Source organism: Candidatus Poriferisocius sp., from assembly GCF_965219775.1.
Taxonomy (GTDB): Bacteria; Actinomycetota; Acidimicrobiia; order Acidimicrobiales; family Bin134; genus Poriferisocius.
Map to the genome: position 1 here is coordinate 904,791 of NZ_OZ244793.1, position 24,851 is coordinate 929,641.

At 69.9% G+C, this 24,851-nt stretch carries 21 protein-coding genes and 1 pseudogene; 17 read left to right on the top strand and 5 right to left on the bottom strand.

Going from position 1 to position 24,851, the window contains the following annotated elements; all coding sequences use genetic code 11:
• The first annotated feature begins 23 nt into the window (after positions 1–23).
• The 4 genes from ACOQPQ_RS04115 (at position 24) to ACOQPQ_RS04130 (ending at position 6,196) form a co-directional block, all read left to right on the top strand.
• Positions 24–1,301: an ABC transporter permease gene (locus ACOQPQ_RS04115; protein WP_420638179.1), complete on the top strand. Its 1,278-nt coding sequence runs from the start codon at positions 24–26 to the stop codon at positions 1,299–1,301.
• Between the two features lie 68 nt (positions 1,302–1,369).
• Positions 1,370–3,709, top strand: coding sequence for a xanthine dehydrogenase family protein molybdopterin-binding subunit (locus ACOQPQ_RS04120; RefSeq protein ID WP_420638180.1), 2,340 nt, complete (start codon positions 1,370–1,372; stop codon positions 3,707–3,709).
• Positions 3,706–4,188, top strand: coding sequence for a (2Fe-2S)-binding protein (locus tag ACOQPQ_RS04125; RefSeq protein ID WP_420638181.1), 483 nt, complete (start codon positions 3,706–3,708; stop codon positions 4,186–4,188). The genes ACOQPQ_RS04120 and ACOQPQ_RS04125 overlap by 4 nt, the downstream gene beginning before the upstream one ends.
• Positions 4,189–4,330: 142 nt before the next feature.
• Positions 4,331–6,196 (top strand): flavin-containing monooxygenase, encoded by a 1,866-nt coding sequence (locus ACOQPQ_RS04130; protein WP_420638182.1) that lies wholly within the window; start codon positions 4,331–4,333, stop codon positions 6,194–6,196.
• 81 nt (positions 6,197–6,277) lie between these two features.
• On the opposite strand, the gene ACOQPQ_RS04135 is transcribed toward ACOQPQ_RS04130, so the two are convergent.
• Positions 6,278–6,760: a hypothetical protein gene (locus tag ACOQPQ_RS04135; protein WP_420638183.1), complete on the bottom strand. Its 483-nt coding sequence runs from the start codon at positions 6,758–6,760 to the stop codon at positions 6,278–6,280.
• Complete coding sequence (locus tag ACOQPQ_RS04140) at positions 6,747–7,706, bottom strand: cupin domain-containing protein (protein WP_420638184.1); 960 nt, start codon at positions 7,704–7,706, stop codon at positions 6,747–6,749. Before ACOQPQ_RS04140 ends, ACOQPQ_RS04135 begins: the two co-directional genes overlap by 14 nt.
• 83 nt (positions 7,707–7,789) lie before the next feature.
• Between ACOQPQ_RS04140 and ACOQPQ_RS04145 the strand changes: the two genes are divergently transcribed.
• The gene (locus ACOQPQ_RS04145) at positions 7,790–9,631 is read left to right on the top strand and encodes an FAD-binding protein (RefSeq protein WP_420638185.1); all 1,842 of its coding nucleotides are present in this window, start codon (positions 7,790–7,792) and stop codon (positions 9,629–9,631) included.
• A gap of 86 nt (positions 9,632–9,717) precedes the next feature.
• Positions 9,718–10,554 (top strand): YhjD/YihY/BrkB family envelope integrity protein, encoded by an 837-nt coding sequence (locus ACOQPQ_RS04150; RefSeq protein WP_420638186.1) that lies wholly within the window; start codon positions 9,718–9,720, stop codon positions 10,552–10,554.
• 20 nt (positions 10,555–10,574) lie between these two features.
• Here ACOQPQ_RS04150 and ACOQPQ_RS04155 read toward each other — a convergent pair whose 3' ends face one another.
• Both ACOQPQ_RS04155 and ACOQPQ_RS04160 read right to left on the bottom strand, forming a co-directional pair.
• A complete protein-coding gene (locus ACOQPQ_RS04155) occupies positions 10,575–11,432 on the bottom strand; it encodes an MBL fold metallo-hydrolase (RefSeq protein ID WP_420638187.1) in 858 nt (285 codons plus the stop codon).
• Between the two features lie 52 nt (positions 11,433–11,484).
• A complete protein-coding gene (locus ACOQPQ_RS04160; protein WP_420638188.1) occupies positions 11,485–12,387 on the bottom strand; it encodes an LLM class F420-dependent oxidoreductase in 903 nt (300 codons plus the stop codon).
• A 128-nt stretch (positions 12,388–12,515) separates the two neighbouring features.
• Between ACOQPQ_RS04160 and ACOQPQ_RS04165 the strand changes: the two genes are divergently transcribed.
• From ACOQPQ_RS04165 to ACOQPQ_RS04180, 4 genes and pseudogenes are all read left to right on the top strand, one after another.
• A complete protein-coding gene (locus ACOQPQ_RS04165) occupies positions 12,516–13,592 on the top strand; it encodes an amidohydrolase family protein (protein ID WP_420638189.1) in 1,077 nt (358 codons plus the stop codon).
• Between the two features lie 4 nt (positions 13,593–13,596).
• Complete coding sequence (locus tag ACOQPQ_RS04170) at positions 13,597–14,652, top strand: hypothetical protein (protein ID WP_420638190.1); 1,056 nt, start codon at positions 13,597–13,599, stop codon at positions 14,650–14,652.
• 3 nt (positions 14,653–14,655) lie between these two features.
• Entirely contained in the window at positions 14,656–14,961 is a 306-nt protein-coding gene (locus ACOQPQ_RS04175; RefSeq protein ID WP_420638191.1) for a hypothetical protein, read from the top strand.
• A 12-nt stretch (positions 14,962–14,973) separates the two neighbouring features.
• Positions 14,974–15,204 (top strand): annotated as a pseudogene (locus tag ACOQPQ_RS04180) (UGSC family (seleno)protein); the annotation flags it as partial.
• Positions 15,205–15,243: 39 nt separating this feature from the next.
• Here the strand turns inward: ACOQPQ_RS04180 and ACOQPQ_RS04185 are convergent.
• Positions 15,244–16,452: a phytanoyl-CoA dioxygenase family protein gene (locus ACOQPQ_RS04185; protein ID WP_420638192.1), complete on the bottom strand. Its 1,209-nt coding sequence runs from the start codon at positions 16,450–16,452 to the stop codon at positions 15,244–15,246.
• Between the two features lie 146 nt (positions 16,453–16,598).
• On the opposite strand from ACOQPQ_RS04185, the gene ACOQPQ_RS04190 reads away from it, so the two are divergent.
• The 7 genes from ACOQPQ_RS04190 (at position 16,599) to ACOQPQ_RS04220 (ending at position 24,843) form a co-directional block, all read left to right on the top strand.
• A complete protein-coding gene (locus tag ACOQPQ_RS04190) occupies positions 16,599–17,336 on the top strand; it encodes an NUDIX hydrolase (RefSeq protein WP_420638193.1) in 738 nt (245 codons plus the stop codon).
• Between the two features lie 77 nt (positions 17,337–17,413).
• Positions 17,414–18,730, top strand: coding sequence for a hypothetical protein (locus ACOQPQ_RS04195; RefSeq protein WP_420638194.1), 1,317 nt, complete (start codon positions 17,414–17,416; stop codon positions 18,728–18,730).
• Between the two features lie 95 nt (positions 18,731–18,825).
• Positions 18,826–21,216: an HAD-IC family P-type ATPase gene (locus ACOQPQ_RS04200; RefSeq protein WP_420638195.1), complete on the top strand. Its 2,391-nt coding sequence runs from the start codon at positions 18,826–18,828 to the stop codon at positions 21,214–21,216.
• Entirely contained in the window at positions 21,213–22,070 is an 858-nt protein-coding gene (locus ACOQPQ_RS04205) for an enoyl-CoA hydratase-related protein (RefSeq protein ID WP_420638196.1), read from the top strand. The genes ACOQPQ_RS04200 and ACOQPQ_RS04205 overlap by 4 nt, the downstream gene beginning before the upstream one ends.
• 78 nt (positions 22,071–22,148) lie before the next feature.
• Entirely contained in the window at positions 22,149–23,120 is a 972-nt protein-coding gene (locus tag ACOQPQ_RS04210; RefSeq protein WP_420638197.1) for an LLM class flavin-dependent oxidoreductase, read from the top strand.
• Positions 23,117–23,965 carry an SDR family NAD(P)-dependent oxidoreductase gene (locus tag ACOQPQ_RS04215; protein WP_420638198.1) on the top strand — a complete coding sequence of 283 codons (849 nt, stop codon included), beginning with the start codon at positions 23,117–23,119 and terminating at the stop codon, positions 23,963–23,965. The genes ACOQPQ_RS04210 and ACOQPQ_RS04215 overlap by 4 nt, the downstream gene beginning before the upstream one ends.
• The gene (locus ACOQPQ_RS04220) at positions 23,962–24,843 is read left to right on the top strand and encodes an RCC1 domain-containing protein (protein WP_420638199.1); all 882 of its coding nucleotides are present in this window, start codon (positions 23,962–23,964) and stop codon (positions 24,841–24,843) included. The genes ACOQPQ_RS04215 and ACOQPQ_RS04220 overlap by 4 nt, the downstream gene beginning before the upstream one ends.
• Positions 24,844–24,851: the final 8 nt, after the last annotated feature.

Genomic DNA, 24,851 nt, shown 5'->3' on the forward strand with positions numbered 1-24,851 from the left:
ATTGACCCACAGGTGACCACGACGTGACCGAGATCGACCCCCACACCCGCGAGGTGGCCAAGAAGCTCACCTTGGAAAAGGGCAGGCTGCGCCGCCGGAAGTTCCGGGTGAGGGCCAAGAGGATCGACTGGCTGGACAAGCGCCGACGCGACTCGCGCCAGAGTCGCTTCGACGTGCGACGCTCCCCGTTTCGCTGGCGGATGCTGCATCCACGCAACATCAGCGTCATCTACCTGGCGCTGATCATCGTGATCGGCTTCGCCATCTGGATCCCCGACACCTGGCTGGTGTGGGGCACCCATCGCTTCTACCTCAACAACGAGGCCGTACGGGCCATCGTGGCCCTCGGGCTCATCATTCCACTGTCCGCCGGGGTGTTCGACCTCTCCATCGGCGGGGTCATCTCCGCCAGCGCGGTGACCACCTCGTGGGCTCTCACCATCATGGACTGGCCGTGGCCGACCGCGGTGGCCCTCGGCCTCTCGATCGGCCTGGCCACCGGGTGCATCAACGGGTTTCTCATCGTCAAGGTGCGCATCGACTCCTTCATCGCCACCTTGGGCATGACCTCGGTGCTCGGGGCGTACGCCCTGTGGTTGGCCAGCGGGCGGTCGATCATCAACGGCAACGACGGCTTCAAGGCCATCACGGGGGTGGCCCAGTGGGGCTTCAAGTGGACCTTCGTCTACCTGGTGGTGCTGTCGGTGGTGGTGTGGTTCGTGCTGGAGCACACCGCCCTGGGTCGCTACCTGTTCGCCACCGGCGGAGACCGCGAGGCCGCCCGACTGGCCGGGGTGCAGGTCGACCGCTACGTGGTGGGTTCCCTTTTGGCCTCGTCGTTCGCCGCGGCCCTCGGCGGGGTATTGTTCGCCTCCAACTTCTCCTCGGTCAACTCGTCGGCGGGGCCTCCCTACCTGTTGCCCGCCTTTGCCGCCGCCTTTTTCGGATCCACCCAATTCAAGGGCCGATTCAACGTGGTGGGCACCCTGCTGGCCGTCTTCGTCATGGCCGCCGGCGTGAAGGGCTTCCAGTTGGCCGGGTGGGGCAACGAGGGCTGGCTGGACGACCTCTTCTTCGGCCTGGCCCTGGTGGTGGCGGTGGGGCTGTCCACCTACCGCAAGAAGGTGTACGGCGGGGAGCGCCGGTGGTGGCGTCGGACCGAGTCCGGGCCCGACCGCCTCTTGGGACGGTTGTTGGGCTGGGGTCGTCCCCGCACCGCCCAGTCGCGCCAGAATGCGGAGGAGTGGTGGTTCGACCCCGCCGACCGTGAGGGCCACCACCTCAAGCCACCGAAGGACTAGGAACCGGCCGTGAACCACATCCGACGAATCAGGGGCCGAAGCCGAAGCCGACGTCACGGAGCCCGCCGATGAGCCTGGTCGGAGCCCGAGTGGTCCGCAAGGAGGATCCGAACCTCATCAGCGGCAAAGGGCAATTCGTCGAAGACGTGCGGTTGAGTGAAACCGTGTGCATGGCCTTCGTGGCCACCAACGACGCTCACGGTCGCATCCTGTCCATCGACGCCCGCGAGGCGCTGACCATACCCGGAGTGCTGGGGGTGTGGACGGCCCACGACTTCACCGACCATCCCGACCTGCCCCAGGGGATGGAGGGCTTCGAGCGCCCGGTGCTGGCCCGCGACAAGGTGATGTGGGCGGGCGAGCCCGTGGCCGTGGTGGTGGCCGAGGACCAGTATGCCGCCGCCGACGGGGCCGCTGCGGTGGCGTTGGACATCGAACCCCTCCCCGCGGTCACCGATGTGGAGGCGGCCACCTCACCGGACGCCCCTCGGCTGTTCGAGCACCACGGCAGCAACATCATCACCGCGGTGCCCACCAACGACGACCTGGAGCGGGAACTGCAACGGTCCTCCGGGCGGGCCACCCTGGAGCTGAGGAATCAGCGCTGTGTTGCCGCGCCCATCGAGACCATGTCGGTGCTGGCCGACTGGAAGCCGGGAGGCCTGACGCTGTGGGCCAGCGTGCAGGCCCCGCACCACCTCCGCAACCAGTTGGCCGCCTGGCTCGACCTCCCCCAGACGAGCTGTCGGGTGATCGCGCCCGATGTCGGCGGAGGCTTCGGCTCGAAGATCGTCTGGTACCCCGAACTCTTCATCGCCCCCCTGCTGTCCAAGTGGTTGGGACGCCCGGTGAAGTTCACCCAGACCCGCTCCGAGGCCATGCTGCAGATGGCCCACGGGCGCGACCAGTCCCACCGCATCGACGTCGGCTTCCGCGACGACGGCACCATCAACGCCTTGCGCCTGGTGGTCAGCCAGAACCTGGGTGCCTACCCCGATCCCACCGGGCTCGGCCTGCCCGTGTTGACCACCTGGATGGCGGCGGGCTGCTACCGCATTCCCCACGTCTCGGTGTCGCACCGGACGGTGGTCACCAACACCACCCCGGTGGCCGCCTACCGGGGTGCGGGCCGACCGGAGGCGGCCTACGCCGTGGAGCGGGTGGTCGACCTCGTGGCCAAGCGCACGGGCCTCGACCCCACCGAGGTGCGCCGGCGGAACTTCATCCCCCCCGAGCGCTTCCCCTACGAGGTTCCCCACCAACCGGCCGTGGTCTACGACAGCGGCGACTTCGCCGGCGCCCTCGACGAATGTCTGCGGCTCTTCGACTACGAGGGCCTCAAGGCGGAGCGGCAACTCCGGCGCGACCGGGGGTCGGGCAAGCTGCTCGGCATCGGCTTCTCCTCGTGGCTGGAGATCGGGGGCTTCGGCCCCAACGGCTCGCTGGAGGGTTTCGGCCATCTGGGGTCCTGGGAATCGGCCCAGGTGCGGGTGCAACCCGACGGGACCGCGGTGGTGTTCACCGGCGCCTCGGCCCACGGGCAGGGCCACGAGACCACCTACGCCCAGATCGCGGCCGACGCCCTCGGCATCGCCTTCGAGGACGTCAAGGTCGTGCACGGCGACACCGACACCGTGCTGCAAGGGGTCGGCACCATGGGATCCCGGGGGGTGACCACCGCCGGGGTCGGGGTCCACAACGCGGCCCTTCTGGTGTTGGAGCGGGCCAAGAAGATCGCCGCCCATCTGCTCGAGGCCAATCCCGCCGACATCGAGGTCAACAACAGCGCCTTCAACGTGCGGGGCACGCCGGGGCGGACCGTCGCCTGGTCGGACGTGGCCTGGGCCTCGTACCAGCCCCTCAGCCTTCCCGAGGAACTCACCGCCGGGGCGCTGGAGGAGCGGCTCTACCAGGAGACCCCCAACTTCACCTACCCGTCGGGTTGCTACGCCTGCGTGGTGGAGGTGGACCCCGACACCGGGGCGGTGGACATCCTCCGCTACGTGGTGGTCGACGATTGCGGGACGGTCATCAATCCCCTGCTGGCCGAAGGGCAGGTCCACGGTGGGGTGGCCCAGGGCATCGCCCAGGCTCTCACCGAGGTGGTGGCCTACGACGAGTTCGGCAGCAACGTCACCGCCACCTTCATGGACTACGGCATCCTCACCGCCGCCGATCTGCCCGACTACACCGCCGGGCGCATCTCCACCACCTGCCCCAACAACCCCTTGGGGGCCAAGGGCATCGGCGAATCCGGGGCCGTGGGCGCACCCCCGGCGGTGGTCAACGCGGTGGTCGACGCCCTGGACCCCTTCGGCGTCGACCACCTGGACATGCCGCTGACCCCCCAGCGCATCTGGCGGGCCATGCATGCCCCCGCCCGACCACCGGAGGGAACCGCCCCATGAGCCGCCACGATGTCGAGCTGATCGTCAACGGTCGACGCCACGAGCTCCGGGTGCAGGCCCGCCACCTGCTGGTCCACACCCTGCGGGACGAACTGGGCCTGACCGGCACCCACGTGGGCTGCGACACCTCCAACTGCGGGGCCTGCACGGTGCTGATCGACGGGGATTCGGCCAAGAGCTGCACCGTGCTGGCCGTGCAGGCCGATGGCGCCGAGGTGACCACCATCGAAGGCCTGCGCGGACCCTACGACGGGCTGAGCGCCGTGCAGGAGGGCTTTCGCCAGGAACACGGCCTGCAGTGCGGCTACTGCACCCCCGGCATGATCATGGCCTCCACCTCGCTGTTGGCCCAGAACCCCTCCCCCACCGACAGGGAGATTCGCCAAGGCCTGGAGGGCAACCTCTGCCGGTGTACCGGGTACGAGATGATCGTCCGGTCCATCCGATGGGCCGCCGAGCACCCCCAGCCCGACCAGTAGGCCATCCGGTGGCCCAACCGGTAGCGGCCGTCTCTTCCCCGCACAGAGCCGGGCGAGGCGCCGTGGGCTGGAGCGACCGGGGCGGGGGTGGAGAGCCGCTGCAATGCGGGATGGTGACGGAGACTTTGCAAGGCTGGGAGGCATGGACGCAGGATTCGTGAGACGAGCGGTGGAGCTGGCCGATTTGGACGCCGTGCGAGTGGCGTTGTTTCAGCACACCGACGATCCCGAGATCGAGGCGCTGCCCACGTCGGCCACCCTCGACGACGACCAACGGGAGCTGCTCATCAGCAAGGCGGTGGCCTGGCTGAGCGAGCACGCCGGTCCGGGAATGCCCGAGGAGCCGCCCGTACCCCGCTTGCGGAAGCTGATGAACCTGGCCACCAGTGAGGACATGGGCGACCTGGAGTTTGAGGCCCGGCGGGATCTGATGGCCTTCAAGCCCTTCCCCTGGACGGTCGACTGGACCAACGACAAGCCCGAGTTGCCCGAGGGTTTCCGGGTGGCCATCGTCGGCAGCGGCTTCAGTGGCTTGGCCGCGGGAATTCAGATGGAGTTGCTGGGGCTGCCGTACGTGATCCTGGAGCGGCGGTCCGAACCCGGCGGCACGTGGAGCCGCCACCGCTATCCCGACATCCGGGTGGACACCATCTCGGTCACCTACGAGTTCGCCTTCGAGAAGAACTATCCGTGGTCGGAGTACTTCGGCCAGGGCGAGGAGGTGCGGCACTACCTGCTGCACATCTCCCAGAAGTACGGGATGTACGAGAACACCCGCTTCAACCACGAACTGCAGCGGGCCACCTTCGACGAAGCCCGCAGCGTGTGGGTGTTGGAAGCAGCCACCCCCGACGGGGTGGAGACCATCGAGGCCAACGTGGTGATCAATGCGGTGGGGGCCTTTGCCAACACCCGGCCCATCAGTTTCCAGGGTCAAGAGGACTTTCCCGGTCGCATCATCCACCCCTCCCGGTGGCCGGAGGACTACGACTACCGCGGCGACCGCGTCGCCGTCATCGGCAACGGCTCCACCGGGGTACAGCTTCTGGCCCCGATCGCCGAGGCGGCCGACGAGGTGTTCGTGTTCCAGCGCTCCAAGCAGTGGATCAGCCCCCGCCCCAAGTACGGGCAGCCCATCGAACCGGAAATCCGGTGGCTGCTGGACAACTTCCCCGGCTACTGGAATTGGTGGCGTTACATGTCCATCGCCGCCTTGTTCAAGACCCACGACCAGCTCATCGCCGACGAGGAATGGCAGGCCGAGGGCGGCCACTGGAACCAGGTCAACGACCAGCTCCGGGACTTCCTCACCAACTACATCCACGAGCAGACCGCCGAGTGTCCGGAACTGGCCGACAAGCTGGTGCCCGACTATGCCCCGTTCTCCCGGCGACCGGTGGTGGACAACGGCTGGTACCGGGCCCTTGTCCGCGACAACGTGGAGCTGGTGACCGACCCCATCACCCGATTCACTTCCACCGGGGTGGAGACCGCCGACGGCACCGTGCGGGAGGTGGACACCATCGTGGCCGCCGTGGGCTTCGAGATCGCCGAGTACCTGTGGCCGGCCGACTTCTTCGGGCGCGGCGGGCTCAGCGTGCACGACTTCTGGTCGAAGGACGGGCCCCGGGCCTACCTGTCCATGATGGTGCCCAACTACCCCAATATGTTCATGATCTACGGCCCGAACTCGCAGCCCCTCTCGGGAGGCACCGGGCTGCCCATCTGGTATCAGGTGTGGTCGGGCTACGCCGCCCAGCTCATCGTGCGGATGCTGGAGGAGGGCAAGTCCCAAGTCGAGGTGACCATGGACGCCTACGAGCGTTACAACGAGGCCCTCGACAAGGAGGCCTCCAAGCTCCTGCTCCTCAACGACATGGGCGCCCCGGACAAGAACTATTACCTCAACCAGACCCACCGTCGGCTGCAGATGAACGCCCCCTGGTACGGCCCGGAGTTCCACCGGATTTGCACCGACGTGGAATGGGACGACATCACCATCTCCTAGCCGGCTCCTCACCGGCTCCTACGCAGCAGCCAGACGGCCTCCCCACCGGATCACGGCCCCCCGCCCCGGTAGCGTGTCTGGCTAGTGCTGGGTGAGGATCACCGCCTGCCAGGTGCCGCTGATCGGAAAGTCCACCAGTTGGGCCATGGCGTCGGTGAGGAACCCCAGGGCCACGGTGGGGTCGTGGCCGTCGGGCAACTCGTACACCAAGCCCCGCTTGATGTGGTCTTGGCGGCGGTTCCAGCCCGGCAGTTCCGTCACCCCCCGCTCCTCCAGAAGCTTGGAGGCGTGCCGCCCCCCGGCGTGCTGGAGCCCCACCGACGCGGGCTGCCACTTGTCGCGGTAATGGTGCCCCGGCACCCATGTGCCCAGGGGCACCGCCGGGCCCTTGGCGGTGAACAGCTTGAAGATGGGCGACTCCGGGGGACGGTCCTCGTCGGCCACCAACGGTTGCACGTTCAGCCAGCCCGAGCCGTCCCCTCGGGTGGCCAGGGTGAGCATCTCGTGGACGACCTCCTGGGGGTCGGCGGGCTCGAAGCGGACCGGACGCCTATCGAGGGCCATCCCCCACCCCGACCATGACCGCCGACAGGGTGAACGGGCCATCGCCGGTGTTGCGCCAGGCGTGTTCCGTCCCCCGCTGGACCACGCAATCGCCGGCGGTGAGGTGAACCGGGGGCCGGTCGGGCAATTCCAAGTCCACCGTCCCCTCGGTGATCCGCACGAAGTCGATCGTCGGGGTCCGGTGCATCAACGCGGCCTGCTCGGCCATGGACGCCGGGATGGTCACGTGCTTCCAGGTCACACCCCCGCCGGGAGGATTGAGCTGCATCTGCGACACCGGGGCGTCGCCCCCCTGCAGTGCGTCGGCCACCGGGGCCAACGTGTGCCACAGCTCGGCGGTCACCACCCCGCCGGCCGAGGCCGACACCGTGGCCGGGGGACCATCGGCGCACACACCGTCGCCGTCGGTCACCACCCGACGAGGTCCGGTGGTGCCGGAACTCGCCCCCACGAAGCCGGGCGAAGCACCGTCGCCCACCGCCAGCATGACGGCGCTGAACACGCAGGGCTCGTCGCCCAGCACGATCCACCGGTGCCAGGTACCCCGCTGGATCACGCAGCCGCCGGGCCCCAGCTCCACCGAGTGGTCGTTCAGCTCCAACAGGATCCGTCCCGAGACGATCTCGATGAAGTCGATGGTGTCGGTGGCGTGGAAGCCCACCCGCTCCTTGTCGAACCGAGGGTCGTGCTTGGGTCCGGCGGGCTCGCCCCCTCGGGGCGGCAACACCAGGAACCGCCAGGAGATGCCCCCCGGCGGGGGCACGAAGTCGGTGAGACCGTCGGGCTCATCGCCGCCGTCGGCGGCGGTGGCGGGCCGTTCCCCCAGGTACCACATGTTGACCGTGCTCGGCCCCAGGATGCTGGGGGCCGCGGTTGCGTCGGAGGTGATCACCGGATCGCCCGAGGGGTTGTGCCCGGTGACCACTCGCCGCTTGGTGAAAGCCATCGGATCACCTTAGTGGTGTGTGGGGGCCGACCGCCGCCGTCCAACCCCTAGGCAGGGAAGGCGGGAAAGTAGCCTCGGGTCCGATGGCCGAGCCTCCCGTTGACGACATCTCCCCGAGCCGCCCCTTGCGAGTGGCCGTGCTGGCCAAGCAGATCCCCGTCTTCGAGGACATGGTGCTCGGACCCGACGGCCGCATGGTGCGAGACGGCATCGACATGCACATGAACGACTACTGCCGGCGGGCAGTGGCCAAGGGCACGGAGGTGGCCCGGGCCGGAGGCGGGGAGATCACCGTGTTCACCCTGGGGCCGCCCTCGGCGGAGAACGTGTGCCGGGAGGCCATCCTCTACGGGGCGGACGGCGGCGTCCACATTTGCGACCCGGAGTTCGCGGGCTCCGACACCTGGGCCACCGCCAAGGCCTTGGCCGCCGCCTTGGAGCGGTTCGGACCCTTCGATTTGGTCATGATGGGACGCAACTCGGTGGATGCCGACACCGGACAGGTGCCCCCGCAGCTCGCCCAATTGTTGGGGCTGCCGTTTGCCACCGGGGCCCGCCACCTGTCCCTGCACGGCGACCGCTTGTCGCTGCGGTTGGAGCACGACGACGAGTGGGTGGACGTCTCGGTGGACCTCCCCGCGGTGGTGTCGTGCGCCGAACGGTTGTGCGACCCCTGCAAGATCAAGGACCCGCAGGCCTGGGCGACGGTGGACCCTTCGCTCATCCGAACGGTCAGCGCCGCCGAACTCGGCCCCGGCCCGTGGGGGCAGGCGGCCAGCCCCACCACGGTGGGATCGGTGGAGATGGTCGACGTCCAACGGGGTCGCCGGATGTTGGCGGGATCGCTCCACCAGCAGGTCGATGAGGCCATGGCCATCCTCACCGAGAGGGGGGCGCTACACCCCGGTGCCGAGTCCGCGCCACCCACGGTTCCCGGCCCTGCGGCCACCAACGAGGGCGGCCCGGTGGTGGCCGTTCTGGTGGAACCCGATCGAATCCGGGTCACCCGAGAACTCTTGGGGACCGCCGCCCGGCTCGCCGGCGACATCGGCGGTCGGGTGGCCGCTCTCGGTCCCGGCCTGGACGACCCCGACGATGATCTCGGCCGCTGGGGCGCCGACGAGCAGATCAACGTCAACGGCACCCGAGCGCAGCGGCCTCCGGTGGAAGAGGATCTGGCCGCCGCCGTCACGGGGTGGGCGGGCGAGTTACAGCCCTGGGCGGTGCTGGCCCCCGGTACGGCCTGGGGGCGGGAGATCGCCTCCCGGATGGCGGCCACTCTGGGGGCGGGGCTCACCGGTGACGCCGTCGGGCTGAAGGTGGGCGACGACGGCCGGTTGATCGCCCAGAAGCCGGCCTTCGGGGGCTGGCTGGTGGCCGACATCCACTGCTCGTCGGCCGTGCAAATGGCCACCGTGCGCCCGGGTGTGCTCCCCCTGTACCGCCCCGATCCCGACCGGCCGGCGGCTCGGCGTACGGTGCTCAGTGCCCCCGGTAACAGCCGACTGGAAGTCACCGGGCGGTTTCGCGACGACGACAGTGACGAGATGGTCAATGCCGCGGTGGTCATCGGCGTCGGCCAAGGGGTGGACCCCGCCGACTACCCCACGTTGGAGAAGCACCAGGCCGCCATCGGCGCCGCCCTGTGCGCCACCCGCAAGGTGACCGACTACGGCTGGATGCCCCGCGCCCGCCAGGTGGGCATCACCGGCCACAGCATCAGCCCCCGGCTGTACGTGGCCATCGGCACCAGCGGCAAGTTCAACCACACCGTCGGGGTCCGCAACGCGGGCACCGTGGTGGGCATCAACACCGACCCCGATGCCCCCCTGTGGGACGTGGTGGACATCGGCATCGTGGGCGACTGGGCCGAGGTGCTCGACGTGCTCATCCCCCGCCTGGCCGCCGCCCAAGCGTCACCATGAACCCCGCGTGACGCGCGCCCTGTTCTCGGTGCGTTTGCCCGTGAGCCACCGGCCCATGCGGCCGTGGTGACCATGGGGTCGTGATCGTGGCCGTCGGCAGATGGGCGACCGCAGTGGGACGAGGGCTGTCCGGAAGCAGCCGACTGGTCTCCCAGTCGGTGTCGTGCTGGCGATCGGGGGAAGGCGGGACCGGGGCCGCCGAGATCGCCTTCTGGTCGGCGGTGTCCCTGTTTCCCGCTGCGGTGGCCGCGGCCGCCATCGCCTCCACAATTCGGGCGGTGTCCGACCGCATCGCCGACCGGTTCAACGAGTGGCTGGCCGACGCCGGGCAGACCGCACTGGGTGACGTGGACCCGACCATCGGAGAGGAGTTCGCCGCGGTGGTCTCGGCACCGCCCGCGGCCACCTCCATTGCCGCCGCGGTCGCCCTCTGGGGTTCGATGCGAGCGGCGGCCACCGCCTGCCGGGCCGTGCGACGGGTGCGGGGAGCGCCGCGCCGCTCGTGGTGGCTGGAGCGGATCACCGGCTTGGGACTGCTGGCCGGGGCGGTTCCCCTGGTGGCCGTTCCGGCGGTGGTGGCCGTCTGGGTCGACCCTCGGCTCGGCCCGATGGTCGGTTTCCTGTCGGCGGTGGCCGTCTTCGTCCTGGTCCAGAAGATGGCCTGCCCCAATCGACCTCGCCGGCACCATGTGGTCGGAGGGCTGGTGTCCGCGGTGTGGTTCTCGGCGGTGTCGGCCGTCGCCGCGGTGGCGGTGAACTGGACCGTCGGGGGCACCGCGGTCACCGTGGCCACCGCCGGAACCCTGGCCGCATTGAGCTGGTTGTGGGCCGCGGCCTGCAGCATCACCGCCGGAGCCGCCGTCGCCGGCGCCCTCGACCGCCAACTCCCCCCCGCCGCCTCACCACCGGACGACGACCAGTAGACGGGTTGCGAGTGGGGTGGTCAGTGGTGGGCGGTGAAGGTCCAGCGGCCGTCGGTGTGGGAGAGGTGGCCGCAGCTCGGCCCGGCGAAGTGGGTGCCGAAGATGAGGATGCCGGAGTCGCCGTAGCGCTCACGGAACGCCACCCGGGTGGCTGACGCCCGGTCCGGGTCGTCGTCGGCGGTCATCACCCACTCGGGGGCCACGAACTGCACCGGGTGATGGACCAGATCCCCGGTGATGACCGCCTGCTGGCCGGACGAGGAGATGCCCACGCTGACGTGGCCGGGGGTGTGGCCGGGGGTGGGTTCCAGTCGGATCTCGTCGGTCACGGCGTGGTCGCTGTCCACCAGATCGGCCAGTCCGGCCTCCAGGACCGGTCGCACCGCGTCGCCGAAGGTGATGGCCGCCCCTTCGGCACCGGAATCCCAGTACTCGTACTCGGTGCGGTTGAACAGGTACCTGGCGTTGGGAAAGGTGGGCACCCATTGCCCGTCGACCAGCACGGTGTTCCACCCCACGTGGTCGAAGTGCAGGTGGGTACACAACACCACGTCGATGTCCTCCGGTTCGTAGCCGGCCGCGGCCAGCTCGTCGAGGAAGCCGGAACCCAGGTTGCTCATCTGGGGGATCATGTCGATGGGCCGATTGCCGATGCAGGTGTCCACCATGATGATCTGGCCCTGGGACTCCAGCACCAGCGCGTGGATGGACAGCGGCAACTCACCCGACTCGTCCATGAATTCGGGACACAACCAATCGCGGTTGGCGTCGAATACCGCGGGCTCGGGGTCCACGTAGAGCCCGTCGGCGGACACGCCCTGCAGGGTCTCGCGCACCAGCGTGACCTTCACGTCGCCCACTTGGGTTGTCAGCGCCATCTTCGGCCTCCTTGTTCTGTCGTGCTGACCACCCCGAAGACGCTCAGGGGGGTCAGCCTCCGATCTTGTCCAACACGTCGGCCTGGTAACGACCGACGAAGCGACGGATGCCGTCGATGTCGGCCCCGCCCGACTCGGCGGCCGACACGATCAAGCGGTCCACGCCCGACTGGGCGTACTCCTCGATCAGTGCGAGGTCGAACGAGCCTCCGTGCCGGTAGCTGCCGGGCCACACGGTCAACTCGACGGCGTCGGGATCCCGACCGTGCTCGACCGCCGTGGCCCGAATGGTGGCCACTCGGTCGGCGTAGTCCTCCGGGGAGATCACATAGGGGTAGAACCCGTCACCCAAACGACCGGCCCGCCGGGCCGCCCTCGGGGTGCTCCCGCCGATGACGATGGGCGGCCCACCGGGCTGGGCCGGATCGGGCAGGCTCTCGCACTCGGTGAAGCTCACCGCATCGCTGGTGTAGGTGCGATGGCCCGGGGCCCACAGTTCCCGCAGGGCGCCGATGCACTGGTCGAGCCGCTCGCCCCGCCCCTCGTAGGGCACACCGCAGGCGGCGTACTCCTCGATCTGCCAGCCGCTGCCCACCCCGAGGATGACCCGGCCGCCGCTGAGGGCGTCCAGCGTGGCCACTCGCTTGGCCATCACCGCCGCGGGGTGCAGCGGCAACACGATCACGCCGGTGGCCAGCTTCACCCGCTCGGTGGCCGAAGCCATGAAGGCCAGCATCTCCAACGGGTCGGGCATCACCACCCCAGGGGCGCTGGGCATCCGGCCCGACTCCGAGTAGGAATAGCGCGGCTCGTAGTTCTTGGCCACCACCACGTGCTCGACCGTCCAGATGGACTCCACCCCGTCGGCATCCATCGCCCGGGCGAACTCCGCCACCCAGCGCCCATCGGTGATCACCGACTCGTGCATGGGGGGCAGGATGCCGAGCTTGACCATTCCCCCACCCTAGTGGTGTGCCGCACCACCCCACCGGCGGGCGGCCTCCAGCGGCGGGATCAGTCCTCTCCCCCACCCCGCTGTCGCCGCCGATGCCCGCTCGGCGATCACCCGATAGCGTCGGGGCGATGTCCGGTCATCTGGTCATCGACGTGGACGGTCATGTCTTCGAGCCCGACGAACTGTGGGAGCAGTACCTGCCGCGGCGATTCCACGACCGGCGACCCCGACTGATCGAGGACGACCGGGGGACCACCCGGTACGTGGTGGAGGGCAAGGTGATTCCGCCGGGCACCGGGGTCGGGGCCTGGGCCCCGGAGGGCATCCGGGAGTCCACCACCCATCGCGAGGGCGGGCTCGACCCGGCACTCCGCCTGGCCGACATGGACACCGAGGGCATCGACATTGCCGTGCTGTACGGGGCCGTGTCCCTCGGCCTCTACGCCGGAACCGACCGGGACCTGACCGTGGCCTGCTGCCGGGCCTACAACAACTGGTTGGCCGACTGGTGCTCCGCCGACCCCCGGAGGCTCCGGGGCACGCCCGCCCTCCCTCTCAAGTGGATGGAGGTGGCAGTGGCGGAAGCGGAGCGCTGCGTAACCGAGTTGGACTTCGTGTCGCTGACCGTTCCCTGTGCCGTCGGCGATCGCAACCCTGACCACCCCGACAACCACCCGCTCTACGAGGTGGCCGAACAATTGGACGTGCCCGTGGGGTTCCACGCCGGAGGCTGCCGTTTCGCCAACCACCGGTTCACCGACGCCTACGCCCAGCTCCACGTGATCGAGTTCCCGTTCAACCTGATGTTCGCCGCCACCACGTTGCTGTGCGGCGGGGTGTTCGAGCGGTTCCGGAAGCTGCGGGTGGTGCTGTTGGAGGGGGGCGTGGGCTGGCTGCCCCACACGCTCGAGCGCTTGGACGAGCACTACGAGTACCGGGGCCACGAGTTCCCGGCCGTCTCCAAATCGCCCGGCGACTACGTGGCCGAGGGACGGTTGTTCGTGTCCACCGAGGGTGAGGCGGGGCTCCCCCAGGTGATCGACCAGATCGGCGGCGACCTGATCGTGTGGGCCTCCGACTACCCCCACTGGGACAGCGACTTCCCGGCGAGCGTGACCCAGGTGACCCGGCGGCCCGATCTGGAAGATCAGGCCAAGCGAGCCATCTTCGAGACCAACCCGAAGCGGTTGTTCGGCTGGGAGTGACCCAATGGGCACGCTGACCACGGCAACGACCATTGAGGAGTGGGTGGCGTTGGCCCACGCCGAGGGGCTGACCGACGGGCTGCCGGTGTATCCGCCGACTCGGGCGGCGGTGGATGCACTGGTGGCGACCTCGGGGGATGACCCGGGCCGGTTGCTGGGGGTGATTCCCCCGAGGGGTGGGGCAGCCACCGTGGAGGTGGTGGCGGCCAACGCGGCCATGGCCGGCTGTCGGCCCGAGCACTTCCCGACGGCGCTGGGCGCGGTGGAGGCCATGCTGGAGGAAAAGTTCAACCTGCGGGGGGTGGTGACCACCACCCACCCGTGCTGGCCCCTGGTGATCGTGTCGGGCCCGGTGGTGGAGCGACTGGGCATGGCCCACGCCGAGTCGGTGTTCAGCGGCGGCGGATCCCACGCCAACGCAGCCATCGGGCGCGCCGTCAAGCTCCTGTTGTGGAACGTGGGTGGGGCCCACCCCGGTGAGCCGGTCAAGGAGGTGTTCGGCCACCCCGGCCGTTACGCCTACTGCGTGGCCGAATCGCCGGTGAGCCCGTGGCCTGCCCTGCACCGGGATCGGGGCATCGACACCGACAGCGGCGTCACGGTGTTCGCCTGTGAATCCCCCACCAGCGTGGCCCTGTGGGGTACCGACGACTCCCCCTCCCGTCGCTTGGACCAGTTGGCCGACGCCATGGCCGTCAAGGGGGGCAACAACACCCACACCATGGGGGAAACCCTGGTGGTGCTCACCCCGAACGAGGCCCGCCACCTGGCCGAGCAGGGGTACGGCCGAGCCGAGGTGCAACGGGAACTGTGGCAGCGGGCCCGGCGGCGGATCGGCGATCTGCTGGCCCCCGGCGTCGCCCCGTACTCCTGGTGGCCCCACTGGGTGGACGGCGACGACCCCGACTTCCTGGTGCCGGTCACCGAGCGGCCCGAGGACATCCACGTGTTGGTCACCGGCGCCGAGTCCATCCCCTGGATGGCGGTGTGCGCCGGGTGGGGCAACCTGGGGGGCCACGCCGTGAGTCGGGCACTCGACGACCGCTCCTGGCAGGATTGAGGTATGGAGATCTCCGGCGAGCTGATCGATCCCCGGGGCGAGGTGGTGGTGGACCACGCCGCCCTGGCCCCCCGGCGGGGCCACACCCAGGGGCCGGTGACCATCGGCTTTCTGGTGAACGAGTTCAACCCCTCCTCGGGACCGGACTTCACCCGCTACACCGAGGTGCTGGAGCGGGAGTTCCGCCACCGCCTCGAGGTGGACGCCGTGGTCCGCCAGCACAAGCCGGTGCTCAGCCGACCGGCGGGCGACGACCTGCTGGCCTCCTATCGGGCCTGTGCCGGGGTGGTGAACGGCCTGGCCAAATGAGGCTCCTGCACGTCGGGCAGTGTGCTCGACGCCGTGAATCTGGAGAGGCGGGGCATCCCCACCGTCACCGTGGTCACCGAGCCGTTCAGCCAGGCGGCCGACACGGTGGCCCGCTCGCTGGGCATGCCCGAGGTGCCCCGGGTGGTGGTGCCCCACGACTACCTGAGCGAGGACGACGAGGCCATCGCCAAGAAGCTGGAGCCCCTGCTGGACGAGATGCTGGAGCGGCTGTTGGTCCGCTGACCGCCGGGAGCCCCTGTCTCCTCCTCGGTCAGGTAGACCTCAGCCGCTTTGCTCCTGGTGCTCCTCGGGGCTGCGGATGCGACCGCCGTCCTTGAAGAGGATGTCGTTGTAGCCCTGGCCGGGCGGGATGAACTCGGCCCAGATGGGCGTGTGGTAGCTCACGTACACCGTGCGCCGCCCCCCGGTTTCGGGGGCCGCCGTGGGGGGCGGGGCGGCGTGCAGGGTGTGGCCGTAGTGGACGGTCACGTCGCCGGGAGAGGCGCTGACGGCCACCGTGGGCCAGTCGTCTCGCACCTGACGAGCCCGATTGCTGGACCGATAGGAGCCCGCCAGGTAGTGCAGTTGGCCGTTGGCCTCGTTGCACTCGTCGAGTTGGATGCCGATGTTCACCGTGGGACAGGTGATGGAGTGCCCGCCGGTACCGCAGTCCCGGTGCCAGGGCAGATCGGCCAGGCCCTCCACGATGTCGGGCAGCTTGATCACCACCGACACGCCGTCGCCCCGCTCCGGGTAGGCGGCAAAGTCGTCCCCGGCCAGGGCCCCGATGGCGTCCAGGCGACGGTCGTCGGTCAGGCCCAGCATGAGGTCGCTGCGATCGTCCATGTGGGTGACCCGACAGCACACCTCCTCGCCGTCGGCATTGGTGGCCCACCAGGAGCGGTGGTCGTCGGGGGTGGCCGCGCTGCGCTGGCGTTCCACCTCACGGCGAAAGGCGTCCACCTCCTCGGCGCTGAACACGCCCTTGATGTGCAGGAACCCCGCCTCGGAGAAGAAGCGGCGCATCTCCTCGGGGTCGTCACCGGGGGCGAAGCTGCGGGTCAGGTCCACCGTGGGGGCCCACCCCTCGTAGAGGGGTCGGCCGTGGTACATGGCCAACAGCACGGGCTCGAAGTCCTCGAACAGACCGAAATCGCCCCGCACCATCTCGGCGGCGTCGGTGTACAGCAGGCCCACCCAGGTCCACAGCTCGGCCACGTAGTTCGACCAGTTCTGCTCGCTGAGCCGGACCACCAGTTCGGCGTCGTCGCCGGGGGTGATCCGCACCTCGCCATCGGCGATCTCGTAGGTCACCGAGCGGCCGTCGTCCAGCTTCCAGGCAAAGCGCTTCACCAAGGCCCCGGCCCCGATCCCCGCGGCCAGACGGCCGTTTCCGGCGGCCAGGCGCCGGGGCAATTCCTCGGCATGGAACTCATCAAAGTCCAGAGTGTCGAATTGGGGGAGACGAGGGGCCAGATCCACGACAGCCATGGACACACCCTAGTGGACCGTCCCACCCCCGCCCGATGGGCAGGGAGAGGTCACCTCTGGCGTTGAAATCTCGGCTTCGTCGCCAGCCGGCAATTAGGCCGGCCAGTGGTGTGTCGTAGGGTGACGCCAATGCGGCAGGGACCAAGATGACCGACGCCGAGGGCACCGACAGACCTCGCAACCCAGCAGAACGCGCCGACCCGGCCGAAGAGGCCCCGGAACTGGTGGCGGCGGCCACGGTGGTGGTGCTGCGCGACGGCCACGACGGCTTGGAGACCCTGATGATGCGGCGCAGCTCCAAGCTCAGCTTCGTGGGCGGGATGTGGGTGTTCCCCGGTGGCCGGGTGGACCCCGGCGACTACCCGCCCGACCGCCCCGACGACACCCTGGCCGCCAGCCGGGCGGCCGCGGTGCGAGAGGCCGCCGAGGAAGCCGACCTGGACATCGCCATCGACACGCTGGTGCCCTACTCCCATTGGGTGCCCCCGACCTCGCTCAACCGTCGGTTCGCCACCTGGTTCTTCCTGGCCCCCGCACCGGAGGGCACGGTCACCGTGGACGGCGGTGAGATCAAAGAGCACGCCTGGTGGCGACCGGCCCACACTTTGACCCGCCAAGCCGCGGGCGAGATCGAGATGGTGCCGCCCACCTACATCACCCTCATGGAATTGGCCGACCATCCCACCGTGGGCGACGCGTTGGCCGCAGCCCGCAGCCGAGCCGACGACATCCCCCACTACGCCACCCACATCGCCCTGGACGGCGAGGTGCCGGTGTCGCTGTGGCACGGCGACGCCGGCTACGACACCCACGATGCGGGCGCACCCGGCCCCCGCCATCGCCTCACCCTCCACCGGGACGGGTGGCGCTTCGAGCGCACATGACCGCTCGCTCCCCGAGCCGGGCCTCAATCCGGCGGTCCCCCCTGGTTTCGGCGGCCACCCTCGTGATGTCCGTCCTCATGGCTGCCCTGATGGTCCTCGTGGCGTGTGCATCCGACCCCAGCACGAACGACCAGCCGGACGTTCCCCCCACGCCCACGTCCACCGCCGCTCCGACCGAGGCCGACCCGACGCCGGCGGCCCAAGGCCCGGTGACCCACGTCGACCCCGTCTTCCAGCCCGACGGCAACCGGCTGGCCGACGGGGTGGGGTTGAGCACCGGGTTCATCCAGCAGGTCACCACTAGAGACGTCAACCTCGGTGAGGTGCCCACGTGGATCACCGGCACCAGCACGCCCGACGGCGACGTGTGGGCCGTGGCCCTGGCCGACGGCACCGTGGCGGGCTACCGGGTGCCCATGGGCGGCCAACCGGAGCCCGTCGAGATCCCCGGCGACCGGCTGGCCCCCGGTCAACCGCCGGTGCTGGCCGTGCAGGGCAGCGCCGTTCGCCTGGCCACCACGCCGGCCAACGCCTCGCCCAACAGCGTGCCTGTGCGTTTGACCGGCCACCGGACCGCCTACATGGACAATCTCGGTCGATTCACCGTGCTGGAAGCCGACGGCACGCTGTGGCGGCCCGACGTGGAGGTGCTGGCCGATTCCCGGGTGGCGCAGGTCGGGGTCGACCAGGTGCTCGTTCTGGCCGAGCCCACCGACCGCCATCCCCATGCGGCGCTGGGCGATAACCAGGAGGCCACCGCGGTGGCCCTGGTGACCGTGGGGGTGAACGACGTGGAGTTCATCTATCAGGCCCACGACGCCGTGATCGAAGCCATCGCCCCCCTGCTGGCCGATGTCAACGGTGACGGCACCGGCGACGTGGTCCTCACCGTCAGCAATGATCGCGACATCTGGGTGGTGGTGGCCGACGGCACCGGCGCGGGGGTGCTGGCCATCAGCGACCCGGTGGAGCGACGGTTGGGCTGGCGGCAATTGGTGGCGGTGGGACCGCTGGGACCGAACGGCCAGACGGAAATCGCCGAGGTCGTCTACCCCGACACGCAGGGTTCGCTGCGATTCCTGAGCCTGCAGGGGGACACGCTGCATGTGGCCGCGGCCGCCGACGGCTACCGGTCGCACGCCTTCGGCACCCGCAACCTGGAGCAGGCCGTGGTCGCCGATGTGGACCGGGACAACCACTTGGAGGTGATCGTCCCCACCCGAGACCGCCAGAGCATCGCCGGTGTGCGTCACGGCCCGGAAGGGGCGGCAGAGATGTGGACCCGGCCCCTGGGCGGCACGCTGGCCACCAACATCGCCGTGCTCACCCGTCCCGACGGCACCCTGTCGCTGGCCGCCGCCACCGTCGAGGGCTCCCTGCGCATCTGGCAATGACGTGACCACCGTCGTCCCCGAGGGCCGCCCTGACCAAGGGCACCCTCCGCATCCGGCAGTGAGGCACCGACCCGACCGGCTAGTTTCGGGGCCTGATGGTGGGTGAGACCAGACAGACGGCGTCGTCCGGGCAGCCGGCATCCGACGTGGACGTGGCGCGGGGCCTCACCGGCGAGCAGGTGGCCGAGCGGGTGGCCGCCGGACGCACCAACCGGGTGCCCGATGCCCCGGTGCGGACCCTGCCCCAGATCCTGAAGGCCAACGTGTTCTCCCCCGTCAACGGGATCATGCTGACCCTGTTCGCGGCCATCCTGGTGGCCGGGTTCCCCCGGGACGGGCTGTTCGTGGGGGTGGTGGTGTCCAACGCCGTCATCGGCGTGGCCCAGGAGATCCGGGCCAAACGGGAACTGGAGAAACTGGCCGTGCTCAGCGCCCCCAAGGCCCGCGTCGTGCGCGACGGTGAGATCTCCGAGGTGGGGGTCAGCGAGGTGGTGGCCGACGAGATCATCGAACTCACCCCCGGCGACCAGGTGGTGGTGGACGGGATGGTGTGTACCTCCGCCGGCCTGGAGGCCGACGAGTCCCTGCTCACCGGCGAGGCCGACCCGGTGGAGAAGGCGGCCGGCGACGAACTGTTGTCGGGCAGCTTCGTGGCCGCGGGCAGCGGTCGCTATCAGGCCACCCGCATCGGCGCCGACTCCTACGCCAGCTCGTTGTCGGAGGAGGCCCGTCGTTTCGTACTGGTGAACAGCGAGCTGCGTCGGGGCATCGACACCATCCTGCGGTGGCTCATCGTGATCATCCCCCCGGCCTCGGCGCTGCTCATCCTGGTGCTGCTCGACACCGAGGATCACTGGCAGAACGCCCTGCAGGGAACGGTGGCCGCCGCGGTGGCCATGGTGCCCGACGGTCTGGTGTTGCTGACCAGCCTGTCCTTCGTGGCCGGGGTGATCGCCCTGGCCCGCCGCCGGGCCTTGGCCAAAGAGCTGGCCACGGTGGAGTTGCTGGCCCGCACCGACGTGCTCTGCCTGGACAAGACCGGCACCATCACCACCGGCCACATCAGCTTCGGTGACCTCGAGGTCCTGCCCGGCGTGGATCGGAGCCGGGCCGCGGCCGCCCTGGCCGCCATGGCTCATGCCGACGCCGCCCCCAACGCCACCATGTTGGCCGTGCGCGACGCCTACGACGTCCCTCCGGGCGTCGACGGCCACGACTGGACGCCGCACGCCGCCGTTCCCTTTTCCAGCGCCCGCAAATGGTCGGCCATCGAGTTCTCCGGGCAGGGCGCCTACTACTTCGGGGCCCCCGACGTGCTCGCGGGCGACCTGGCCGAGGTGATGGACCGGGTGGCGGTCCACGCCGCCACCGGCCGACGCACCCTGTTGTTGGCCCACAGCCCCGACCCGTTGGCCGACGAAACGCTGCCCCGACAGCGCACGCCTTGGGCCCTGGTTCTGTTGGAGGACACCATCCGCCCCGACGCTCCCGAGATCCTGGCCTTTTTCAAGGAGCAGGGCGTCAACCTCAAGGTGATCTCCGGCGACCACACCGCAACGGTGGCCGCGGTGGCCGAGCGGGCCGGCATCCCCAACGCCGAGGCCCATGTGGACGCCCGAGACCTGCCCGAGGACACCGATCAGTTGGCGACGGTGTTGGCCGACAACGCGGTGTTCGGCCGGGTCACCCCCCAACAGAAGCGAGCCATGGTGGGGGCGTTGCAGTCCCGTGGTCACACCGTGGCCATGACCGGAGACGGGGTCAACGACGTGCTGGCCCTGAAGAACGCCGACATGGGGATCGCCATGGGGAGCGGGTCGGCTTCCACCCGGGCGGTGGCCCAGTTGGTGTTGCTCGACAACTCGTTCGCCACCTTGCCCGAGGTGCTGGCCCAGGGGCGCAAAGTGATCAACAACGTGGAGCGGGTGGCCAATCTGTTCGTGACCAAGGCGGCCTACGCCGTGCTCCTCACGTTGCTGGTGGGCATGTTCACCGTGGAGTACCCGTTCCTGCCCCGCCACCTCACCCTGGTGGGCACCTTCTCCATCGGGGTGCCCGGCCTGTTCTTGGCCCTGGCCCCCAGTACCGAGTTGATCCGCCCCGGCTTTCTGATCCGGGTGCTGCGGTTCTCGGTTCCCGCCGGGATGCTGGCCGCCTTCGCCTCCTTCACCGTCTACGAGATCGCCCGCCGCCACGACGAGGTCTCCCTGCCCGAGGCCCGCACGGTGGCCACCTTCACCCTGCTGGGGGTGGGACTGGTGATCCTGGTGGTGATCAGCCGGCCCCTCCGTCCCTGGAAAATCGGCCTGGCCCTGGCCATGGCCGGGTCGTACGCCGTGGTAATGGCGTGGCCGTTCGCCCGGGACTTCTTCGAGTTGGACGGCCCCCCGCCGTGGATGTGGATTCCCACCATGGTGGCGGTGGCCATCGCCGGGGCCGCCGTGATCACCATTCCCCGGGCCTTGCGACGGTACGAGCGACCGTGAGCGGCCAACCCTCCGGCGAGGCGCCCGACGGCTACGGAGACATCACCTACGCGGTGGACAACCGGGTGGCGGTCATCACCCTGAACCGGCCCGAGAAGCTGAACGCCTTCAGCAGCCTGATGGGCACCGAGTTGGCCGACGCCCTGCGCCGGGCCGACACCGACGACCACGTGCGGGCCGTGGTGGTGACCGGGGCCGGTCGGGCCTTTTGCGCCGGGGCCGACCTGTCCGGGGGGCCGGGGGTGTTCGGCTCCCCGACCGGCGACGGGTTCCGCTCCGACCCGCTGGCCTTCCACCCGTGGGACGTGCGCAAGCCGGTGATCGCCGCGGTCAACGGCCACGCCGTGGGCCTCGGCATGACGCTGGCCCTGCAGTGCGACATCCGCTACATCGCTACCGACGCCCGGTGGGGCATCGTGCAGAATCGCCGAGGGGTGCTGCCCGACCTGCGCTCCCACTGGACCCTGCCCCGGACGGTGGGCCACGCCAAGGCCCTGGAGATCCTGCTCACCGGCAAGATGTACACCGGAGCCGAGGCCGCCGAAATGGGCCTGGCCACCGCCGCCCTGCCCGCCGACGAGGTGCTGCCCGCGGCCCTGGAGGCGGCCACCGACATCGCCGTCAACGCCGCGCCGGTGTCGGTGGCCCTCAGCAAGCGGCTGTTGTGGACCACCTCCCCCGCCGACCAGGGACCGATCAACGATCTGGAGCGCCGTATCCACCTGCACCTGATGGGACAGCCCGACGCCACCGAGGGGGTGATGGCCTTCCTGGAGAAGCGTCCCCCGGAGTGGTCGCTGACCCTGGCCGACCACTGGCCCGACTGGATGCCCGAGGCCACCGTCGACCAATAGCGGGGATTGGGTCGCCTCATGCGGGTGCTCGACCGGGCCCTTTGGTGGCGCTTCCTCATTCGCCGTTAGGGTCAGCCCATGCGTATCGGCATCTACCTGGACTTGCGGAACCCTCCCGAGTGGCGCAAGCCCTGGCCCGACTTCTACCGGCAGTCGCTGGAGCTCGTGGTCCAGGCCGAGGCGTGGGGGGCCGACTCGGTGTGGCTGAGCGAGCACCACTTCTTCGAGGACGGCTACCTACCCCAGCCCCTCACCTTTGCCGCCGCGGTGGCCGCCCGCACCCAGCGCCTCAGGATCGGCACCGCGGTGTTGCTGGCCCCGCTGCGGGTGGCGCCCCAGATCGCCGAGGAGGTGGCCGTGGCCGACCAGATCAGCAACGGCCGGATCGACCTCGGGCTGGGCGCGGGCTACGTCCACGACGAGTTCGCCGCCTACGGGGCCGACCTGTCCCGGCGCTACACCGCCACCGACCAGCGGGTGCAGCAGGTGCGCGAACTGCTGGACGGCGACATCGTCACCCCGCCCCCGGTGCAGCGCCCCTTCCCCATCTGGCTGGGCTACAACGGCCCGCAGGGTGCCCGCCGGGCCGGGCGGTTGGGCTGTGGCCTGCTGTCCGTCAATCCGGCGTCGTTGGACCCTTACCGGGAGGGTTTGGCCGAGGGCGGCCATGACGCCTCGGTGGCCCGCATGGCCGGACTGGTTCCCCTGGTGGTGGCCGACGACCCCGACGAGGCCTACGAGCGCATCCTGCCCCATCTGGCCTGGCAGCTCAACACTTATCGGGCCGCGGGGGCGTCGGGTACCGGCAAGACGCCGAAGCCGCTGACGGTGGAGAAGCTACGGGAGGGGCGCAGCACCATGGGGGTCATCTCCCCGCTGGAGGTGCTCACCCCCGACGATGCCATAGCCCACCTGAGGGGACTGGCCGACGGCCTCCCCATGGTGGAGGCCTACTGCTGGGCCGCCGTCGCCGGTATGCCCGACGACTTGACCCGCCGCCACGTGGAGTTGCTGTGTACCGAGGTTCGAGAGGGGGTGAGCGACCTGTGAGCGAATTGTCGACAGCCCGGCCCCTGGCGGGCAAAACCGCGTTGGTCACCGGAGGGGCCGGGGGCATCGGCCGGTCGACCGCCCGCCTGCTGGTGGCCGACGGGGCCCACGTGCTGATCGCCAGCCGCAACCCGGGACACCTGCAACAGACCGCGGACGAGTTGACTCCCTTGGCCGCCGAATCGGGGGGCTCCGTGGATTGGGCCGTTTGCGACGCCACCGACAGCGAGCAAGTACGCGCCGCGGTCGTGCAGGCCTCCGAGCCCACCGGTCGCATCGACATGGCTGTCTCGGTGCCCGGAGGTGGGGCCATGGCCTCGGTGCTCGACTGTGAGCCCGAACAGTTCGCCGACGTGGTGAACTTCAACGTCATGGCCCCGTTCCTCATGATCAAGCACGCGGGGCGCGCCATGGCCGACTCCGTGGGAGGAGCCGAATCCGGGGGCGGGTCCATCGTGGCGGTGTCGTCCACGGCGGCCGTCCAGTCGTGCCGCTTTCTGTCGGCCTATTGCGCGGGCAAGGCCGGGGTGGACGCCCTGGTGCGGGTAGCCGCCGACGAATTGGGGGCCCACGGCGTGCGGGTGAACGCCGTGCGTCCGGGCCTGACCGCCACCGACGCCACCGTGGGTCTGGTGAACAACGACAACGTGGTGGCCCAGTACCTGGAACAGCAGCCCCTCCAGCGCATCGGCCACCCCGATGACATCGCCTGGGCCATCCGCTACCTGGCCGGACCGGAATCGAGCTTCACCACCGGCCAGTTCATCACCGTGGACGGGGGCCACACCCTGCGCTCGTTCGTGGACTTCGCCGACGTTGTCGCCTCCCGCTCCCCCGCCCCATGAACCTCCTACGCCAACCCCGGGCCCGCCGGGTTTGGCGACTGGCCTTGGCGTTGGTCGTGCCGGTGATCGTTGTGGCGGCCTGCGGCGTTGAGAAGTCCGACTCCCCAGGAGGGCAATTCGCCGCCGTCTCGGCGGGGGGCGATCACTCCTGCGCTGTACGCCATGACTACGCCGAACGCGACCCGGGCGGGGTGCCCTGCTGGGGCGAGGCTTGGTCCAACCCGGGTTCGGCGGTCTCCCTCGACGGGCGATACACCGCCGTCTCCGCCGGTATCGGCTATGCCTGCGCCCTTCGCGACGACGGCACCGCCCACTGCTGGGGAGACAACTACCGGACCGCGGTCAATCCCCCACCCGGTCGCTTCGACGCCATTTCCGTGGGGGCCGTCCGCTCGTGCGGCGTTCGGGAGGGCGGGGCCCTTGTCTGTTGGGGCAACGAGGTAGGCGGCCCGACGCCTACCGACACGCCTACGGGTGAGTTTCGGGCGGTCGACGCCGGTTGGGGGATGGCGTCGTGCGGGCTGCGTACCGACGGCACCGCCCACTGTTGGGGCAGCGACACCTGGGCCGCTCCCCCCGCCGGCCGCTTCACCGCCGTCTCGGTGGGCGTCACCCACGCCTGCGGGTTGCGAGACGACGGCACGGCCGAATGCTGGGGGGACAACACCGACGGGAAGGCCGCCCCGCCGCTCAGCCTCTACACCGCCTTGGCCGTCGGCACGAACCACTCCTGCGGCATCCGGGACGACCAGACCGTTCGCTGCTGGGGCACCGGCCCGGCTACCGACGCCCCGGGCAGCCGCTTCCTCGCCATCTCCTCCGGCCCCACCCACATCTGCGGCCTACAAGAAAACGAAACCATCCGCTGCTGGGGCTAATTGAGAAC

Excerpts from the sequence above, each read along its gene's own strand:
- ACOQPQ_RS04120 (WP_420638180.1), top strand. The coding sequence starts at position 1,370 with ATGAGCCTGGTCGGAGCCCGAGTGGTCCGCAAGGAGGATCCGAACCTC.
- ACOQPQ_RS04125 (WP_420638181.1), top strand. The coding sequence starts at position 3,706 with ATGAGCCGCCACGATGTCGAGCTGATCGTCAACGGTCGACGCCACGAG.
- ACOQPQ_RS04130 (WP_420638182.1), top strand. The coding sequence starts at position 4,331 with ATGGACGCAGGATTCGTGAGACGAGCGGTGGAGCTGGCCGATTTGGAC.
- ACOQPQ_RS04135 (WP_420638183.1), bottom strand. The coding sequence starts at position 6,760 with ATGGCCCTCGATAGGCGTCCGGTCCGCTTCGAGCCCGCCGACCCCCAG.
- ACOQPQ_RS04140 (WP_420638184.1), bottom strand. The coding sequence starts at position 7,706 with ATGGCTTTCACCAAGCGGCGAGTGGTCACCGGGCACAACCCCTCGGGC.
- ACOQPQ_RS04145 (WP_420638185.1), top strand. The coding sequence starts at position 7,790 with ATGGCCGAGCCTCCCGTTGACGACATCTCCCCGAGCCGCCCCTTGCGA.
- ACOQPQ_RS04155 (WP_420638187.1), bottom strand. The coding sequence starts at position 11,432 with ATGGCGCTGACAACCCAAGTGGGCGACGTGAAGGTCACGCTGGTGCGC.
- ACOQPQ_RS04160 (WP_420638188.1), bottom strand. The coding sequence starts at position 12,387 with ATGGTCAAGCTCGGCATCCTGCCCCCCATGCACGAGTCGGTGATCACC.
- ACOQPQ_RS04165 (WP_420638189.1), top strand. The coding sequence starts at position 12,516 with ATGTCCGGTCATCTGGTCATCGACGTGGACGGTCATGTCTTCGAGCCC.
- ACOQPQ_RS04170 (WP_420638190.1), top strand. The coding sequence starts at position 13,597 with ATGGGCACGCTGACCACGGCAACGACCATTGAGGAGTGGGTGGCGTTG.
- ACOQPQ_RS04175 (WP_420638191.1), top strand. The coding sequence starts at position 14,656 with ATGGAGATCTCCGGCGAGCTGATCGATCCCCGGGGCGAGGTGGTGGTG.
- ACOQPQ_RS04185 (WP_420638192.1), bottom strand. The coding sequence starts at position 16,452 with ATGGCTGTCGTGGATCTGGCCCCTCGTCTCCCCCAATTCGACACTCTG.
- ACOQPQ_RS04190 (WP_420638193.1), top strand. The coding sequence starts at position 16,599 with ATGACCGACGCCGAGGGCACCGACAGACCTCGCAACCCAGCAGAACGC.
- ACOQPQ_RS04195 (WP_420638194.1), top strand. The coding sequence starts at position 17,414 with ATGGCTGCCCTGATGGTCCTCGTGGCGTGTGCATCCGACCCCAGCACG.
- ACOQPQ_RS04200 (WP_420638195.1), top strand. The coding sequence starts at position 18,826 with ATGGTGGGTGAGACCAGACAGACGGCGTCGTCCGGGCAGCCGGCATCC.
- ACOQPQ_RS04210 (WP_420638197.1), top strand. The coding sequence starts at position 22,149 with ATGCGTATCGGCATCTACCTGGACTTGCGGAACCCTCCCGAGTGGCGC.
- ACOQPQ_RS04220 (WP_420638199.1), top strand. The coding sequence starts at position 23,962 with ATGAACCTCCTACGCCAACCCCGGGCCCGCCGGGTTTGGCGACTGGCC.